The 15,910-nt window shown below is 40.0% G+C and carries 17 protein-coding genes; all 17 read left to right on the plus strand.

The genetic code is table 11. The annotated features are described in order from the left end of the window. Entirely contained in the window at window positions 1–762 is a 762-nt protein-coding gene (kdsB, locus tag P255_RS05460; protein WP_004901277.1) for a 3-deoxy-manno-octulosonate cytidylyltransferase, read from the plus strand. Then, a complete protein-coding gene (locus P255_RS05465; protein ID WP_004901279.1) occupies window positions 759–1,772 on the plus strand; it encodes a DNA polymerase III delta subunit-related protein in 1,014 nt (337 codons plus the stop codon). The genes kdsB and P255_RS05465 overlap by 4 nt, the downstream gene beginning before the upstream one ends. A 13-nt stretch (window positions 1,773–1,785) precedes the next feature. After that, the gene (locus P255_RS05470; RefSeq protein ID WP_004901282.1) at window positions 1,786–2,130 is read left to right on the plus strand and encodes a PilZ domain-containing protein; all 345 of its coding nucleotides are present in this window, start codon (window positions 1,786–1,788) and stop codon (window positions 2,128–2,130) included. Between the two features lie 13 nt (window positions 2,131–2,143). After that, window positions 2,144–2,917, plus strand: a complete 774-nt coding sequence (locus P255_RS05475; RefSeq protein ID WP_004901285.1) for a TatD family hydrolase — start codon at window positions 2,144–2,146, stop codon at window positions 2,915–2,917. Between the two features lie 24 nt (window positions 2,918–2,941). Then, window positions 2,942–3,559, plus strand: coding sequence for a TetR/AcrR family transcriptional regulator (locus tag P255_RS05480; protein ID WP_004901288.1), 618 nt, complete (start codon window positions 2,942–2,944; stop codon window positions 3,557–3,559). Between the two features lie 104 nt (window positions 3,560–3,663). After that, window positions 3,664–4,263 (plus strand): 6-pyruvoyl trahydropterin synthase family protein, encoded by a 600-nt coding sequence (locus P255_RS05485; protein WP_004901290.1) that lies wholly within the window; start codon window positions 3,664–3,666, stop codon window positions 4,261–4,263. Window positions 4,264–4,288: 25 nt separating this feature from the next. Continuing rightward, on the plus strand, window positions 4,289–5,002 hold the full coding sequence (ung, locus tag P255_RS05490; protein ID WP_004901293.1) for a uracil-DNA glycosylase: 714 nt from the start codon (window positions 4,289–4,291) through the stop codon (window positions 5,000–5,002). Next, window positions 4,999–6,120, plus strand: a complete 1,122-nt coding sequence (locus tag P255_RS05495; RefSeq protein WP_004901298.1) for an enoyl-CoA hydratase/isomerase family protein — start codon at window positions 4,999–5,001, stop codon at window positions 6,118–6,120. Before ung ends, P255_RS05495 begins: the two co-directional genes overlap by 4 nt. Beyond that, the gene (gene tadA, locus P255_RS05500) at window positions 6,110–6,613 is read left to right on the plus strand and encodes a tRNA adenosine(34) deaminase TadA (RefSeq protein ID WP_004901300.1); all 504 of its coding nucleotides are present in this window, start codon (window positions 6,110–6,112) and stop codon (window positions 6,611–6,613) included. The genes P255_RS05495 and tadA overlap by 11 nt, the downstream gene beginning before the upstream one ends. Before the next feature lie 178 nt (window positions 6,614–6,791). Further along, on the plus strand, window positions 6,792–7,685 hold the full coding sequence (locus P255_RS05505; protein WP_004901303.1) for an amino acid ABC transporter substrate-binding protein: 894 nt from the start codon (window positions 6,792–6,794) through the stop codon (window positions 7,683–7,685). Window positions 7,686–7,934: 249 nt separating this feature from the next. Next, window positions 7,935–8,624: a (d)CMP kinase gene (cmk, locus tag P255_RS05510; RefSeq protein WP_004901306.1), complete on the plus strand. Its 690-nt coding sequence runs from the start codon at window positions 7,935–7,937 to the stop codon at window positions 8,622–8,624. Window positions 8,625–8,721: 97 nt separating this feature from the next. After that, the gene (rpsA, locus tag P255_RS05515; protein ID WP_004901308.1) at window positions 8,722–10,398 is read left to right on the plus strand and encodes a 30S ribosomal protein S1; all 1,677 of its coding nucleotides are present in this window, start codon (window positions 8,722–8,724) and stop codon (window positions 10,396–10,398) included. A 157-nt stretch (window positions 10,399–10,555) separates the two neighbouring features. Then, window positions 10,556–10,864: an integration host factor subunit beta gene (locus P255_RS05520; protein ID WP_004752586.1), complete on the plus strand. Its 309-nt coding sequence runs from the start codon at window positions 10,556–10,558 to the stop codon at window positions 10,862–10,864. A 30-nt stretch (window positions 10,865–10,894) separates the two neighbouring features. After that, on the plus strand, window positions 10,895–11,254 hold the full coding sequence (locus P255_RS05525; RefSeq protein ID WP_004752584.1) for a lipopolysaccharide assembly protein LapA domain-containing protein: 360 nt from the start codon (window positions 10,895–10,897) through the stop codon (window positions 11,252–11,254). Between the two features lie 30 nt (window positions 11,255–11,284). Beyond that, on the plus strand, window positions 11,285–11,965 hold the full coding sequence (gene pyrF / locus P255_RS05530; RefSeq protein ID WP_004901310.1) for an orotidine-5'-phosphate decarboxylase: 681 nt from the start codon (window positions 11,285–11,287) through the stop codon (window positions 11,963–11,965). Window positions 11,966–12,247: 282 nt separating this feature from the next. Beyond that, entirely contained in the window at window positions 12,248–13,402 is a 1,155-nt protein-coding gene (gene zapE / locus P255_RS05535) for a cell division protein ZapE (protein WP_004901311.1), read from the plus strand. Window positions 13,403–13,717: 315 nt separating this feature from the next. After that, complete coding sequence (locus tag P255_RS05540) at window positions 13,718–15,883, plus strand: malate synthase G (RefSeq protein WP_004901314.1); 2,166 nt, start codon at window positions 13,718–13,720, stop codon at window positions 15,881–15,883. Window positions 15,884–15,910: the final 27 nt, after the last annotated feature.

Consider the following 15,910-nt stretch of genomic DNA (forward strand, 5'->3'; position numbering starts at 1 on the left):
ATGAAGCATATTGTTATTCCTGCTCGTTACGCCAGTTCGCGTTTGCCAGGTAAGCCACTATTAGAAATTCATGGTCGCCCAATGATTTTGCGTGTCGTAGATCAGGCAAAAAAAGTACAAGGTTTTGATGACCTGTGTGTCGCGACCGATGACGAACGAATTGTAGAAGTTTGTCGTGCTGAAGGTGTTGATGTTGTCATTACATCTGCAGATCATCCATCAGGTACTGATCGCTTAAGTGAAGTCGCAAAAATTAAAGGCTGGGATGCTCAAGACATTATTGTCAATGTACAGGGTGATGAACCTTTGCTTCCTGCACAATTGGTACAGCAGGTTGCTCAATTACTGGTTGATCAGCCACAATGCTCAATGTCGACACTGTGTGAGCCAATTCATACATTAGATGAGTTTCGTCGTGACAGCATTGTCAAGGTGGTCATGTCCAAATATCACGAAGCACTGTATTTTAGTCGTGCAACGATTCCTTATGATCGTGATGCGGCTAAACATCAGTCAGAGCATTTACATAATGCAGCTTACCGTCATTTGGGCTTATATGCTTATCGCGTTGCATTATTACAAGAATATGTTACATGGGAAATGGGTCAGCTTGAGCGCTTAGAAAGCCTCGAACAATTGCGTGTGTTGGAAAATGGCCGACGTATTGCGATTGCAGTTGCTCAAGCGAATCTACCACCAGGTGTAGATACTCAGGAAGACTTAGACCGTTTAAATGCCTTGGACGTTTCTGTATTTCAATGATTCAGGATATTGATACCCGACCAGAGTCTGCCAATAGCATGATTTATCCGTGGCAGCAACCTGTCTGGAAGATGCTGACTCAGCGCTTTCCAGATATCGGGCATGGTTTATTGTTCTATGGTAAGCAGGGCTGTGGTAAGCATGCTTTTGTCGAGCATTTTGTTGCCTGGTTATTGTGTTTAAATAAGCAGACTCACGGGGCTTGTGGGCAATGTGGTAGTTGTCAGTGGCTAAAGTCAGATACTCATCCAAATTATGTATCGATTAGCACAGATGAAGATAATAAAAAGGCCAATGCCCAAATCAAGATTGAAAAAATTCGAGAACTACTTCCTTTTGTACAGCAAACGGTAGATGGCTGGCGAGTGATCGTTATTCAACCTGCGGAAGCATTAAATATTGCATCTGCGAATGCCTTGCTTAAAACACTCGAAGAGCCTGGTGAGCGAGTTGTGATCATTTTGGTTGCCGAGCATTTTTTGAAATTACCCGCAACGATCCGTAGTCGATTACAACGTTATGCGCTAGATCGCATTGAACTCGATCAGGCAACAGATTACTTGCAGCAACAATTGACAAGCTTAGATGTTCAGCAAATTCAACTGTACCTGAATTTAGCCAATGGTATGCCTTTAGAGGCAATGAGTCTGCTGGAACAGGCATGGATAAGTCGCCGCCAGGAATTTATGCAAGACTGGCTAAATTTGGTACAACAAAAGAGTTCACCAATCCGCTATGCAACAAAATGGGCAAAAGAATTCAATTTTACTGAATTGCAACATTTACTTGAATATTTGTTGTCCGATCTAATTTGTGTCAAACTGAAACAACCTGTAAAAAATATAGATTTAGATTTTACGCAATTGTGTGATTTTTATTCTCTGGAAGTGTTGTTTGACATTTATGCAGAGCTACAACAGAGTAAAATAAAGATTCAACAGAATGTGCAAACCAATCTGGTGATAGATCAAATGTTTGTACTTTTGATGAATGCTAACCGCAATCAATAGAAGAGGAAGAATAATGCTACAACCTCGTATGGGCGGAATTATCCAAGCCAATATTACTGATCGTGCTACGTTACAAGCGAGCTATATGCCATTTGTAAATGGTGGTGGTTTATTTATTTCTTCGCAGCAACCTGTACGACTTGGACAGGAAGTTTTTGTTTTGGCAACTTTGCCAGATCAAAGCCAGAAAATTCCTCTAACAGGTAAAGTCATTTGGATTAACTACAAACAGTCAGTTGCCAAACCTCAGGGATTTGCGATTCAACTTACAAATGATAAAGGTGCTTACTATAAGGCTGAAGCAGAAAAGCTGCTTGCAGGAAGTTTGTCACTCAATCACCTTAGTTATACGATTTAAAACTGGAGTTCTAGTGTTTACCGATACTCATTGCCATCTCACTATGTTGGATTTAAGTCCATATGCAGGTGATCTGGATCAAGCTTTACAGGCAGCGCGCGATGCTGGCGTCACAAAATTCATGGGAATATCGGTAGCACTAGAAGATTATGTGGCTTTATCTGAGATTGCACACCGACATGCCGATGTTGGCTATAGTGTAGGCGTCCATCCTTGTGAAGATGTTGACGTGATGCAAAGAGCAACCGTAGAGCGTCTGGTTGAATTGGCACAAGATCCTAAGGTGTGGGCGCTTGGCGAAACAGGTCTGGATTATTACCATAGTACAGAGTATGTTGCAGAGCAAAAAGCCTGCTTTGCTCGACATATCGAAGCATCAAAACAGGTGAGAAAGCCTGCTGTTGTGCATACACGTTCTGCGAAGCAGGACACGATTGATATGATTCGTACTGAGCAATCGACGCATGGTATTTTACACTGCTTTACTGAAGATTTAGTCACAGCAAAAGCTGTTTTGGATTGTGGTTATTACATTTCATTTTCAGGGATTGTTTCGTTTAAAAATGCTCAAGAGTTGCGGGATGTTGCTAAACATGTCCCTTTAGATCGTTTATTGATTGAAACAGATAGTCCTTATTTGGCACCTATGCCATATCGTGGTAAAACCAATGAGCCTAAATATGTGCCGTTTGTTGCTCAAGCGCTTGCACAGGTTTATGGGTTGACTGTAGAAGAAATTGGTCAGATTACTAGCCAGAATTTTGAAAACCTTCTTAACTTAAAATAATGTAATTATTGGAAAATGCAGTAAATGAAGACGGATCGTCAAGCACAGTTTCGAGCAAGGGAACAATTAATATTTCAAGTTGCTGAACAATTATTATTAGAAAATGGCGAAGCAGGGATGACGCTAGATGCTCTGGCTGCGGAGTTGGATCTAGCAAAAGGTACACTTTATAAGCACTTTCAAAGTAAAGATGAACTTTACATGCTGCTGATTATTCGCAATGAACAGATGTTGCTGGAAATGTTGCAAGATACCAATAAGAATTTTGCTGAGCATCTGGCATTTTTTATGTTACATCATTTGCATTATTCCGAGCGTACCGTTTTATTTCATAGTGTTGAAGAAAAATTGTCTATGACTGGTACGCGTATACAACAGCTTTTTAGCCAGCTATATCAGATTCGTCGCCAGCGTTTGCGGATTATTATTGAGATTACTGAAGATTATTTGCAATCTATTCAAAGTCAGATGAGTGTGCGTGATTATCTGGCTGGCATTTGGTCGTTGACCCACGGTGCAGCGATGTTGCTCAATTCCAGTTTTTATCAGCGCTATTTGGGTTCGCGTGACAGTTTGCGTGTTGCCTATATTGAGCAAGCATTGGCACTGCCAAAATTGCATACCTCACAAACCCAAAACTGATTTGTGAGTAAAATGCAACTTGGCATGAAAATTATTCCGCAAAAATCGACTTTTGCTCTATAATCGAATGTCCTACTCAAGATTCATAGTTATTCATTAGCCTCATGTTAATTCGTAAGTTATTTAAGTTTGAGAATGCTCATATTGTAAGAAACTGTACCTCAGATCGTTGCAAACGCTCCATTCATGGTCATAGTTACAAGGTCGAGCTGTTGCTTAAAGCATCGAAGCTGGATCATGGGCAAATGGTCTATGACTTTGGTTTGCTTAAAGGCGTGATCAAAGAATTATTTGACAGTTTCGATCATGCGATCTGCTTCTGGAATCAGGACAGTGCTGAATATATCCAAGCTTGTCAAACTTTTAGTGCCCGCTGGATCAGCTTGCCTGTTTCACCGTCTGCTGAGCAGTTTTCTCGAATTTTTTTCTATTTGGCTCAACAGGTTCTAAAATCGACCCAAACGCAAAATGGGGAAGGTGATGTTGAAGTGTATTCGGTGATTGTGCATGAAACTGACACAGGATATGCGCAGAGTTTCTTGGAAGACATTGAAAATACACAAATGGGTGTACTGACCCTTGAAGAAATTGAATTTTCTGAGCAGGTTCAGGCAGAATGGTCAGATCCCGAAATGTATCGTAAATTAAAGCAGGGAGAACCATTTCTGAATCCTAAAGTTGAATTACAAGTGCAAATTTCTTGAATCTAAATGGGATATTGGTTTTTACATGTCATTAACGGAACAACAACAGCAAAAGTTAGATAAGGTACAATTGGAAGCTTCGTGGAAATATGCGCTGCAAGATTTTCTGCTCAGCTCCAAAATGGATGATTTACGCCAGTTTTTGATGGTGCAGAAGCAGGCTGATAAAACCATTTATCCACCAAATCAGCTTATTTTTAATGCACTGAATACGACACCTTTAGATCAGGTTAAAGTGGTTATCTTGGGACAAGACCCTTACCATGGCCCGAATCAGGCGCATGGTCTAAGCTTTTCTGTACAAAAAGGGGTTGCATTACCGCCATCTTTACGTAATATTTTCCATGAGCTTCACGCTGACCTTGGTATAAAAATACCCCGTCATGGCGATTTAAGCCAATGGGCAAAACAAGGCGTGCTATTGCTGAACAGTGTATTGACTGTGGAAGCAGGGCAACCAACATCGCATCAGCGTCAAGGGTGGGAAGAATTCACTGACCATGTGATAGATGTGCTAAATGAGCAACGCGAACATGTTGTTTTCATTCTTTGGGGTGCATACGCACAGCGTAAGGGACAACGAATTAATCGAGAAAAACACTTGGTACTCACAGCAGCCCATCCGTCACCACTCGCGGCAAATCGTGGTGGATTCTTTGGCTGTAAAGTGTTTTCTAAGACCAATAATTATCTGAAACTAAATGGCATTGAGCCAATAAACTGGCAGCTGGACGCATGACACAACCTTCTAATACTCAGCAGTATCACCCAGACCTTATTGTTGAACAAGCAGAAAATGGCTGGCGTATTGTACGTTTAAACCGACCAAAATCTCTACATGCTTTGGATTTATCCATAGTCAAAGCATTAAAAGATGTCTTTGAAGATTTTCATCAGGACGACACGGTTAAAGCAATCTGGCTGGACTCTACTACACCTAAAGCATTTTGTGCGGGTGGTGATGTTCGCAAGCTACGCCAGTTAGTACTTGAAAACGATGCAGATACAGCAACAGAGTTTTTTAAACAAGAATATGCTTTAGATCTGTTATTACATAACTATGCTAAACCAATCGTAGTATGGGGTGAAGGGTATGTAATGGGTGGAGGACTTGGTCTGTTTATGGCTGCGCCATTCCGTTTGGTTACGCCGTATTCCCGTCTGGCGATGCCTGAAATTAATATCGGTTTATATCCAGATGTGGGTGGTACTCGTTTCTTGGCAGACCGAGGCGCAGTTGGGTTGTTTACAGGTTTAACAGGCTCAATCATGACCTCTGCTGGTGCTTACGCAATTGGCTGGGCAACTCATATTTGTGATGCACAGCGCGATGTTGTTCTGAAAAAAGTGATTGATATTGATTGGGAACATTATCCTGCTGGGGACTTCCGTGCAATTGATGACACACTCAACAGCTTGCATCGACCAGTTGGTGCAGGACCTTTGCAAAACTCTCTTGATGTGTTGCATAGTGTTTGTCGCGGTGTTCATTTTGAATATGATTATGAAGCCATCATTGGTTTAAGTGATGCACGAAGTGACTGGTTGCGCCAAGCCAGTGAAAACTTACAAAAAGGTTCCCCTGTAACTGCAGCACTGACTTGGTTGTTATGGCAGTGGGGGCGTAATGTGCACTCATGGAATGAAGTATTTGATCTCGAAGTTCAGATTTCAAATTGGAAGATTCGCCATCCAGATTTCATTGAAGGTGTTCGTGCCCGTCTGGTTGATAAGGACTTGTCTCCAGAGTGGCAAAAGTATGACGAACTCAGCCTTAAAGGAATTTTGGGAGCATGTCCTCCAATCACAACGATTGAAAGTTGGAATGCGATTTTAAAACAATATCATGTCATTTAATCTATTAACTCCGCATCAGTTTTCTTCAGATGATGAAAAATGGATGCGGTTGGCACTAGAGCAGGCAAGTTTTGCAGAAATGCAGGGTGAAATTCCTGTCGGTGCTGTGATTGTCAGTCAAAATCAGGTCATTGGCGTAGGTTATAATGCGCCAATTACTTTGCAAGATCCTACAGCACATGCTGAAATTGTTGCATTGCGTGATGCTTGTGCCCGTATTCAAAATTACCGTCTTCCTGATGATGCTGTGCTTTATGTAACCTTAGAGCCCTGCACGATGTGTGTTGGTGCATTGATTCATGCCCGTATTCATAAAGTTATTTTTGCAACATATGAGCCTAAAGCGGGTTCTTTGTTGAGCGCACGTCAACTATTAAAAAATAATGGCTACTATAATCATATTTTTGAGTATCAAGATGGCTGTCTGCAGCAAGAAGCAAGTGCACTATTAAGTGCCTTTTTTAAAAAGCGTAGAGCTGAAAAAAAACAATAAAACGTATTATTTAGATTAAAAATATTTTTTATGTTCTAATTTTGATCATGTAATTCGTTGTTTTACTGATAATTTATATAAAATGACCTATATTTGTGCATTCATAAATTATATTGAGATGTGAATATCAATAATATTGGGAAAACAATAAATATTGATATGATCATAAAGGGAAAATATGAACTCAGGTCTTAGAAAAATTTGTGCATCTAGTATGGTTTGTGCATTATCTATGTCAGCTACATCTGCTTTTGCGGTGGATACATTAGCCAAAATTCAAAGAACAGGTACATTGGTTATTGGGCACCGTGTATCATCGCAGCCTATTTCTTATGTGGTCAATGGACACCCCGTAGGTTATGCAATTGATATTTGTAATGATGTTGCATCAGAAATTAAAAAAGAATTACACATGCCAAATTTACATGTGGTGTATAAAGCAGTTTCTCCAACTGAACGTATCCCAATGTTAAGATCTGGTCAAATTGACATGGAATGTGGAACATCAACCCATTCAGTGATTCGTGATCGTGAAGTTAAATTTTCAACGAACTATTATATGGCTGAAATTCGCATGGCTGTAAAAAGCACTTCACATGTGAGAGAGTTTGATGATTTAGATAATAAGACGGTAGTAACAACGGCAGGTGTGATTGCTGACAAATACCTAAATAGAACCGTTCATGGTCATGATTTAACGATCCATAAAATTTATGGTCGCGATCATGGAGAGTCATTTGCATTACTTGCCTCAGGCAAAGCAGATGCTTTTGTTGGTGCGGATTCAACACTTGCAGGTTTAATTGCAACTTCAGGGCATCCACGCGACTATAAAATTGTAGGTACAGCATTATCAGTTGATCCATATGCGATCATGTTGCCAAATAATGATGTGAAAATGAAAGCTATAGCAGATAAGGTGATTGTCGGATTGTGGCGTTCAGGAAAAATGGATCAACTCTATAAAAAATGGTTTTTATCTCCAATCCCACCTCGCAATATCGCTTTAAATATGGAATTAAATAAAGCGAATAAAGTTTTAAGAATGCGCCCAACAGACGCAGGAAATTAAACTATTCAATTCAAAGGTTTAGTCAGTACATTTCTGGCTAAACCTTGATGAGTGAAGGGTCAGTGTTTTTAGATTTTTTTGCGAATAAAAAATCAAAAAATAACCGCAAATCATGATAAAAACAGCCTGATAATAAAAAGCATGACGTTTCTTTTTAAAATAAGAAAAGATGATTGAATTTATTGCATGCAAAATGCAGACTAGCTAGCTTAGCTAAGCCTAAATATTAAATTTATATTTGGATGATTTATGAATATTCATGTAATTACGATTGATGGGCCAAGTGGTTCTGGTAAAGGAACTTTGGCAACCAAAATCGCGCAATACTATCATTATCACTTGTTGGATTCTGGGGCGCTATATCGGTTGCTTGGTTTGTCATTGGAAAAAAGAAAATTACTTGAAGTTTTGCAAGATAATTTAACTGAGTGTGTTGAGATTGCCCGTAATCTACAGATTGAATTTGTGGCAACAGAACAAGGTATTCGGGTTTTATTGGATCATGAAGACGTATCACAGGTTATTCGTACTGAAGAAGTGGGTGCATTTGCATCTCGAGTTGCAGTCGTTCCTGAATTACGTGATGCGCTGTTACAACGCCAGAGAGATTTTGCCCAGTTGCCTGGTTTAATCGCAGATGGCCGTGATATGGGAACAGTTGTATTTCCTGAGGCGCAAGCAAAAATTTATCTAACAGCATCTGCAGAGTCAAGAGCTGAGCGTCGCGTAAAACAGTTGCAGAGCATGGGTGAGGATGCTAAAATAGATGACATTTTAGCTAATATACAAGCACGCGATAAACGAGATATGGAGCGCAAAGTCGCTCCACTTAAGCCAGCTGTAGATGCTTTGGTGATTGATAGCTCATTGTTAACAATCGATGAAGTGTTTACGCAAATGGTCAATTATATCGATGTGCAGTTAGCCAAAGCATTTTAAAGCTTGACACATCACTTGATCAGATTTATGGATGATATGTCAGCGTAACTAAACCAGCCTTGACTGATCCAAGACTGTTGAATTTATCAGGTATAACATGACCGAATCTTTTGCAGCCCTCTTTGAAGAAAGCGAATTAAATCTAAACGTTGAAAAGGGTGCAGTCATCCAAGGTGTTGTAGTAAGCATCGATGACGACTGGGTAACTGTTGACACTGGCCTTAAATCTGAAGGCGTTGTTGACCGTGCAGAATTCTTAAATGACCAACGTGAACTTGAAGTTCAAGTTGGTGATACTGTTGATGTTGTTGTTGAAGCGCTTGACAACGGCATGGGTCAAACAGTTTTGTCACGTGAAAAAGCAAAACGTGCTGAAACTTGGACTAAACTTGAAAAAATCTTTGAAGATGGCGAAATCGTTACTGGTGTTATCTCTGGTAAAGTTAAAGGCGGTTTCACTGTTGACATCGGTCCAGTTCGTGCGTTCTTGCCAGGTTCTTTGGTAGACACTCGTCCTATCCGTGATACAACTCACCTTGAAGGTAAAGAGTTAGAGTTCAAAGTTATCAAACTTGATGCTAAACGTAACAACGTTGTTGTATCTCGTCGTGCTGTTATGGAAGCTGAATCTTCAGCTGACCGTGAAGCTCTTCTTGCTCAGCTTGAAGAAGGTCAAACAGTTACAGGTACAATTAAGAACCTTACTGATTACGGTGCATTCGTTGATCTTGGCGGTATTGATGGTCTTCTTCATATCACAGATATGGCTTGGAAACGCATCAAACATCCTTCAGAAGTGGTTGAAGTTGGTCAAGAAGTTACTGTTAAAGTACTTAAATTTGACCGCGAACGTAACCGTGTTTCACTAGGTCTTAAACAACTTGGTGAAGATCCATGGTTAGCGATCATGAGCCGTTACCCTAAAGGTTCTATCGTTAAAGCGCGCGTAACTAACCTTACTGACTACGGTTGTTTTGCTGAAATCGCTGAAGGCGTTGAAGGCTTAGTTCACGTTTCTGAAATGGACCACACTAACAAAAACATCCACCCATCTAAAGTTGTTCAGATCGGTGATGAAGTTGATGTAATGGTTCTTGAAGTAGACGAAGAACGTCGTCGTATCTCTCTTGGTATCAAACAAACTCGTGCTAACCCATGGGAAGAGTTTGCTAAGAACCATGATAAAGGCGAAAAAGTTTCAGGTACTATCAAGTCAATCACTGATTTCGGTATCTTCATCGGTTTACCTGGCGGTATCGATGGTCTAGTTCACTTGTCTGACATTTCTTGGAATGAACAAGGCGAAGAAGCAATCCGTCGTTACAAGAAAGGTGACACTGTTGAAGCGGTTATCCTATCTGTAGATGCTGAAGGCAACCGTATCAGCCTTGGTATCAAACAATTGAATAGCGATCCATTCAACGATTTCTTGGCTGCTAACGAACGCGGTGCGCTTGTTAAAGGTACTGTAACTGCAGTTGATGCTCGTGGTGCTACTGTTAAGTTAGCTGACGAAGTTGAAGCAACTCTTAAAGCATCTGAAATCAACCGTGATCGCGTTGAAGATGCGACTAAATTCTTAGAAGTTGGTCAAGAAGTTGAAGCTAAAATCATCAATGTTGACCGCAAATCTCGCTCTATCAACTTGTCTATTAAAGCAAAAGATGAAGCAGAAGAGAAAGAAGCTGTTGCTAACTTGCGTCAAGTAGCTGCGACTGGTCAAGACAATGGTCCTAAGACTATTGGTGATTTGATTAAAGCTCAAATGAAGTAATAACGTAAAAAGGTTGAAAATTAGTGTAACTAATTGATACTTTTTATTTAATTACTGTAAACGGTAGCGTAGTATTGGTATACTGCGCTACCGTTTTGTATTTAAACGGGTTATTATCAATTGACTGATAAATCGATATAAACCAATGAGGTCATAGATGACTACAGAAGCACTTAATAAATCTGATTTAATACAACGTATTTCTTTGAAAAATCCACATTTGGCTGAGCCTCTTGTTGAGGAAGCTGTCAAGATTATGATTGATCAAATGATTGAGGCGTTGTCATCGGACAATCGTATTGAAATCCGCGGTTTTGGGAGTTTTGCGCTACATCACCGTGAACCACGTGTAGGACGTAACCCTAAAACAGGTAAATCTGTTGAAGTGGCAGCAAAGGCCGTTCCTCATTTTAAACCGGGTAAAGCATTGCGTGATGCTGTCAATGAAGCTGGAAGTGAAAAATAACTAAAACAGCATGCTGATGTAGGAGGCCTTATGCGCTTTATCCTTATTCTTGTATTGATTATATTGTTTGGCTATTCATTGGCTTTGGTTTTACAAAATGGCACTGAGTTAAGTGTAGATCTGTTATTTACTCAGGTTCCTGCTATGCGTTCAGGCTTAATGTTATTATTAACGTTGGCTTTAGGTGTGGTGCTGGGGTTGTTGCTAGGCGTACAGGTTTTTCGTGTGTTTCAAAGTCGTTGGGAAATCCAGCGCTTACGTAAAGATATTGATCATTTACGTAAAGAGCAGATTCAAAGCGCACAACTGGCTGCTACAGAAGCAATTACTCACAGTAGGCAAGAAAAAACTGTTTTGGATATTAGCCCAGAAGATAAAAGCCCATTATAATGGGCTTTATTTTTGGTTGGAATTAATCTCTTGAGTATTATTGTTGCCTTAGATGCGAAAAGCCAAGCCCAAGCGTTGACCATTGCTGAACAGCTTGACCCTGAACTTTGCCGAGTGAAAGTAGGTAAGGAACTATTTACTCATGAAGGTCCTCAGATTGTAAAAGCTTTACATCATCTTGGATTTGAAGTCTTTTTGGATTTGAAATTTCATGACATTCCAAACACAACTGCACAGGCCGTGTGTGCCGCTGCAGATTTGGGTGTGTGGATGGTAAATGTCCATGCTTCTGGCGGTCGCAAAATGATGGAAACTTGTGTTGAGAGACTAAAAGCTGGAAATTATGCAACCCAATTGATCGCAGTTACCGTATTAACGTCTATGGGGCGTGAAGATTTACGTGATATTGGTTTAGATGTTGAGCCAGTTGATCAGGTTCGCCGTTTAGCAAAATTAACCTATGACTGTGGTTTAGATGGTGTTGTGTGTTCAGCACAAGAAGCTAAAATTTTGCGTCAGGATTTGGGGAGTGAATTTGCTCTCGTAACTCCAGGCATTCGCCCTGCAGGTTCAAATGCAGATGATCAAAAGCGTATCGTGACACCTGCACAGGCAATGCAGGATGGTTCTACACATCTAGTTATTGGTCGACCAATTACTCAAGCACAACACCCTCAGCAAGTGTTGCGAGATATTTTGGCAACCATATAATTTCCTTTAAATACTCGTTTAATGTTAAAAAAGGCGTGCAATTTTGCCGCCTTTTGCAATTTCAGGGTAAAAAAACTTGAAATCAGGCTTTGCTTTATAAAATAATACGGTTGGATTGTGCTGCAAATCATATGGATAAATATATAATTTATTCAGATTTTTATGGTGCAAGGGAATGAATGTTTAAAATGATTGTATTTATGATTAGGTTTATTGCCTAAGACATAAAAATCACAGCCAAATTCGCATAACGTTGTTTATTGACACGAAATATTGAAGCATATGTTTAATTCTAAATCTGAAAATCTGACTCATGCCGCGGCATTATCGCCTGTGGAACGTTATGCGAAAGCATTGTCTTCAGGGCAGTTTATGCCAGATGATGCGCAGGCTCAGGCAGTGCATGAGCTAGAACGAGTCTGGCAAGAGTTGCTAAACCGTTATAAAGCGTCAAAAAAAGCGTTCCGCCGCTTTCGCCGCCAAACCACACCACAAGGTGTGTACATGTGGGGTGGGGTGGGGCGCGGTAAAACTTGGTTGATGGATCAGTTTTTTGATTCAATTCCATTTCGACGTAAAACCCGAATGCATTTTCACCATTTTATGCAATATGTGCATAAGGAATTAAACAAACTTTCAGGGCAGCGTAACCCTTTGGATTTGGTTGCGGATCAGATTTATAAAGATGCGGTCATTATTTGTTTTGATGAATTTTTTGTATCGAATGTGACCGATGCGATGATTTTGAGTGATTTGTTCCAAAAGTTGTTCCAACGAGGGATCACTTTGGTTGCGACATCAAATATTGCACCAGATGGCTTATACAAAAATGGTATTCACCGAGATCGTTTTCTGCCAACCATTGAAATGGTCAAGGAAAACTGTGCTGTTTTAAACGTAGATGCAGGTGTGGATTATCGTTTACGGGTATTGAAGCAGGCAGAGTTGTTTAAGTATCCACTTACACCTGAAGCAGACCGATGGATTGATGAGCGTTTTCATGCACTGACTCAATCACAGCATATTGTCAAAAGTAATATTGAGATTAACCACCGCCAGATTGAAACACTTGGCCATAGTCAGGATGTATTGTGGTGCGAATTTAAAGAGTTGTGTTTAAAACCACGCAGCCCTGCTGATTTTATTGAAATTGCGAATATTTACAATACGGTACTGGTCAGCCATATTCCACATTTAACTGATCAGCTTAGTGATGCAACCCGACGCTTTATTTATTTGGTTGATGAGTTTTATGACCGTGGCGTCAAGTTATTGTTGACTTCACAAGACAGTATTATTGAAATTTATTCAGGTGAAAAGCTGGCATTTGAAATTGAGCGGACACGCTCGCGGTTGCTTGAAATGCAGTCGGATGATTATTTGAATTCTGAGCATCATCATATAGAGCAAACATTTGATAAAAAAGAAGAAATATAAAAATAAAAGCGCCGAAAAGGCGCTTTTATTTTCTTACATCTGGGTAAAATAAAAGCATAGACGCTATTGGCTAAAATTTGTTAGAGTCAATCTGGCTGCAATGATGACGAGTGGCACTTTAGTCTAATTACAGGTCCTTTAAAAATAATTTACATCCTTTTTTTTTGTATTTTATTTTTATATATCAATGATATGGTGGGATAGTGTTGGTTTTAAAATATTCACTATTTCGCAACTTAATAAAGCTATTCAGCCCAGTATAAATGTTTATACTGAATACTTCGGTAATAAAAAGTAGCACAATCAGGAAAGACAATGACTGCACGTATTCAAAAAGGCAAACTTGCAATTGCTAAGGAATTGTACGATTTTATTGAAAATGAAGCTCTACCTGGTTCAGGTTTAGACAGCGACAGCTACTGGAAAGGATTTGAACAAGTTGTTGTTGATCTTAGCCCTAAGAACAAAGCGCTTTTAGCCAAGCGTGATGAGCTTCAGGCTAAAATTGATGAATGGCATCGCAATAACACATTTAAATTAGAAGCTTACAAGGCTTTTCTGACTGAAATTGGCTACTTATTACCCGAAGTAGAAGATTTCCAAATTACAACTGAAAATGTGGACGAAGAAATTGCATTGATTGCAGGTCCACAATTGGTTGTTCCTGTGCGTAACGCACGTTATAGCCTAAACGCTGCCAATGCACGTTGGGGTTCATTGTATGATGCACTTTATGGTTTCGATGTCATTCCTGAAACTGATGGTGCAGAAAAAACCAAAGCTTATAACCCTGTTCGCGGCGAAAAAGTTGTAGCATTTGCTAAAAATTTCTTAAATGAAATTTTCCCTTTAGTTCAAGGTTCTCATGCAGATGTAGTGTCGTATACAGTTGAAAATAACCAATTGGTTGTTACACTCAAAGACGGCACAAAAACTACACTTGCAAAAACAGCATTGTTTGTTGGTTATAATGGTGATCCTGCTCAGCCGACAGAAATTGTACTGAAAGAAAATGGTTTGCATGCAATTGTGCAAATTGATGCCAATAGCCCAATTGGTAAAACAGATAGCGCTAGCGTGAAAGATATTGTGCTAGAAGCTGCTGTAACGACGATTCAGGATTTGGAAGATTCAGTTGCGGCTGTTGATGCTGAAGAAAAAGTGGAAGGCTATCGTAACTGGCTTGGTTTGATGAAAGGAACTTTAGAAGATTCTTTTGAAAAATCAGGCAAAACAGTTAAACGTGCTTTGAATCAAGATCGTAGCTATCACAATTTGGTGGGTGGTACGACTACCGTTCATGGTCGCTCACTGATGTTGTTGCGTAATGTTGGTCATCTAATGACAAACCCAGCAATTTTAGTCGATGGTGAAGAAATTTACGAAGGCATCATGGATGCTTTGGTAACTCCATTGTTGTCTAAGGTTGATATTTTGGGACAAAATACAGTTAAGAACTCTCGCAAAGGTTCAATGTATATTGTTAAACCAAAAATGCACGGTCCTGAAGAAGTTGCATTTGCAGTTGAATTATTCGAACGTGCAGAACAATTGATTGGCTTGCCAGCGAAGAGTTTGAAAGTCGGTATTATGGATGAAGAGCGTCGTACATCTGTAAACTTGAAAAACTGTATTGCAGCAGCAAAAGATCGTACCATTTTTATTAATACAGGCTTCATGGACCGTACCGGTGATGAAATCCATACCTTTATGGAAGCAGGTCCAATGGTGCGTAAGGTTGAAGTGAAAAACCAAAAATGGTTTGCAGCTTATGAAAACCGTAACGTGATGATTGGTCTACAATGTGGTCTACGTGGTAAAGCACAGATTGGTAAAGGCATGTGGCCAAAACCAGATTTGTTGCTTGATATGTATAAAACCAAAATTGAGCATCCCCAAGCAGGTGCTTCATGTGCATGGGTTCCATCTCCATCGGGTGCGGTGATTCATGCGATCCATTATCATCAATGCAATGTATCTGAGCGTCAGCAAGAACTCTTATCTGAATCAGCATTGCCTTTAGATGATTTGTTGACACCTCCTTTAGCTGCTGAAACTAACTGGACAGCTGAAGAAATCACTAAAGAACTTGAAAATAACTGTCAAGGGATCTTGGGTTACGTGGTACGTTGGGTTGACCTTGGTGTAGGTTGTTCTAAAGTTCCAGATATTAATGATGTTGGTCTGATGGAAGACCGCGCAACCTTACGTATTTCTTCACAGCACGTTGCGAACTGGTTGCGTCACGGTATCGTAACTCAGGCACAAGTTGAAGAAGTCTTGCATCGTATGGCAAAAGTGGTTGATGAGCAAAATGCCAATGACCCAGAATATACAGCGATGTCAGCAGATTTTGACAACAATATTGCGTTCAAAGCTGCTTCTGATCTGATTTTTAAAGGTGCAGAGCAACCAGCAGGTTATACAGAACCTCTATTGCATGCAGCACGTTTAAAATTGAAAGGTTACACAGGTGATTAATCATCTGAACTAAAAAAAGCCTCTTCG

This window comes from Acinetobacter brisouii CIP 110357, from assembly GCF_000488275.1.
In the GTDB taxonomy this organism is placed as follows: domain Bacteria; phylum Pseudomonadota; class Gammaproteobacteria; order Pseudomonadales; family Moraxellaceae; genus Acinetobacter; species Acinetobacter brisouii.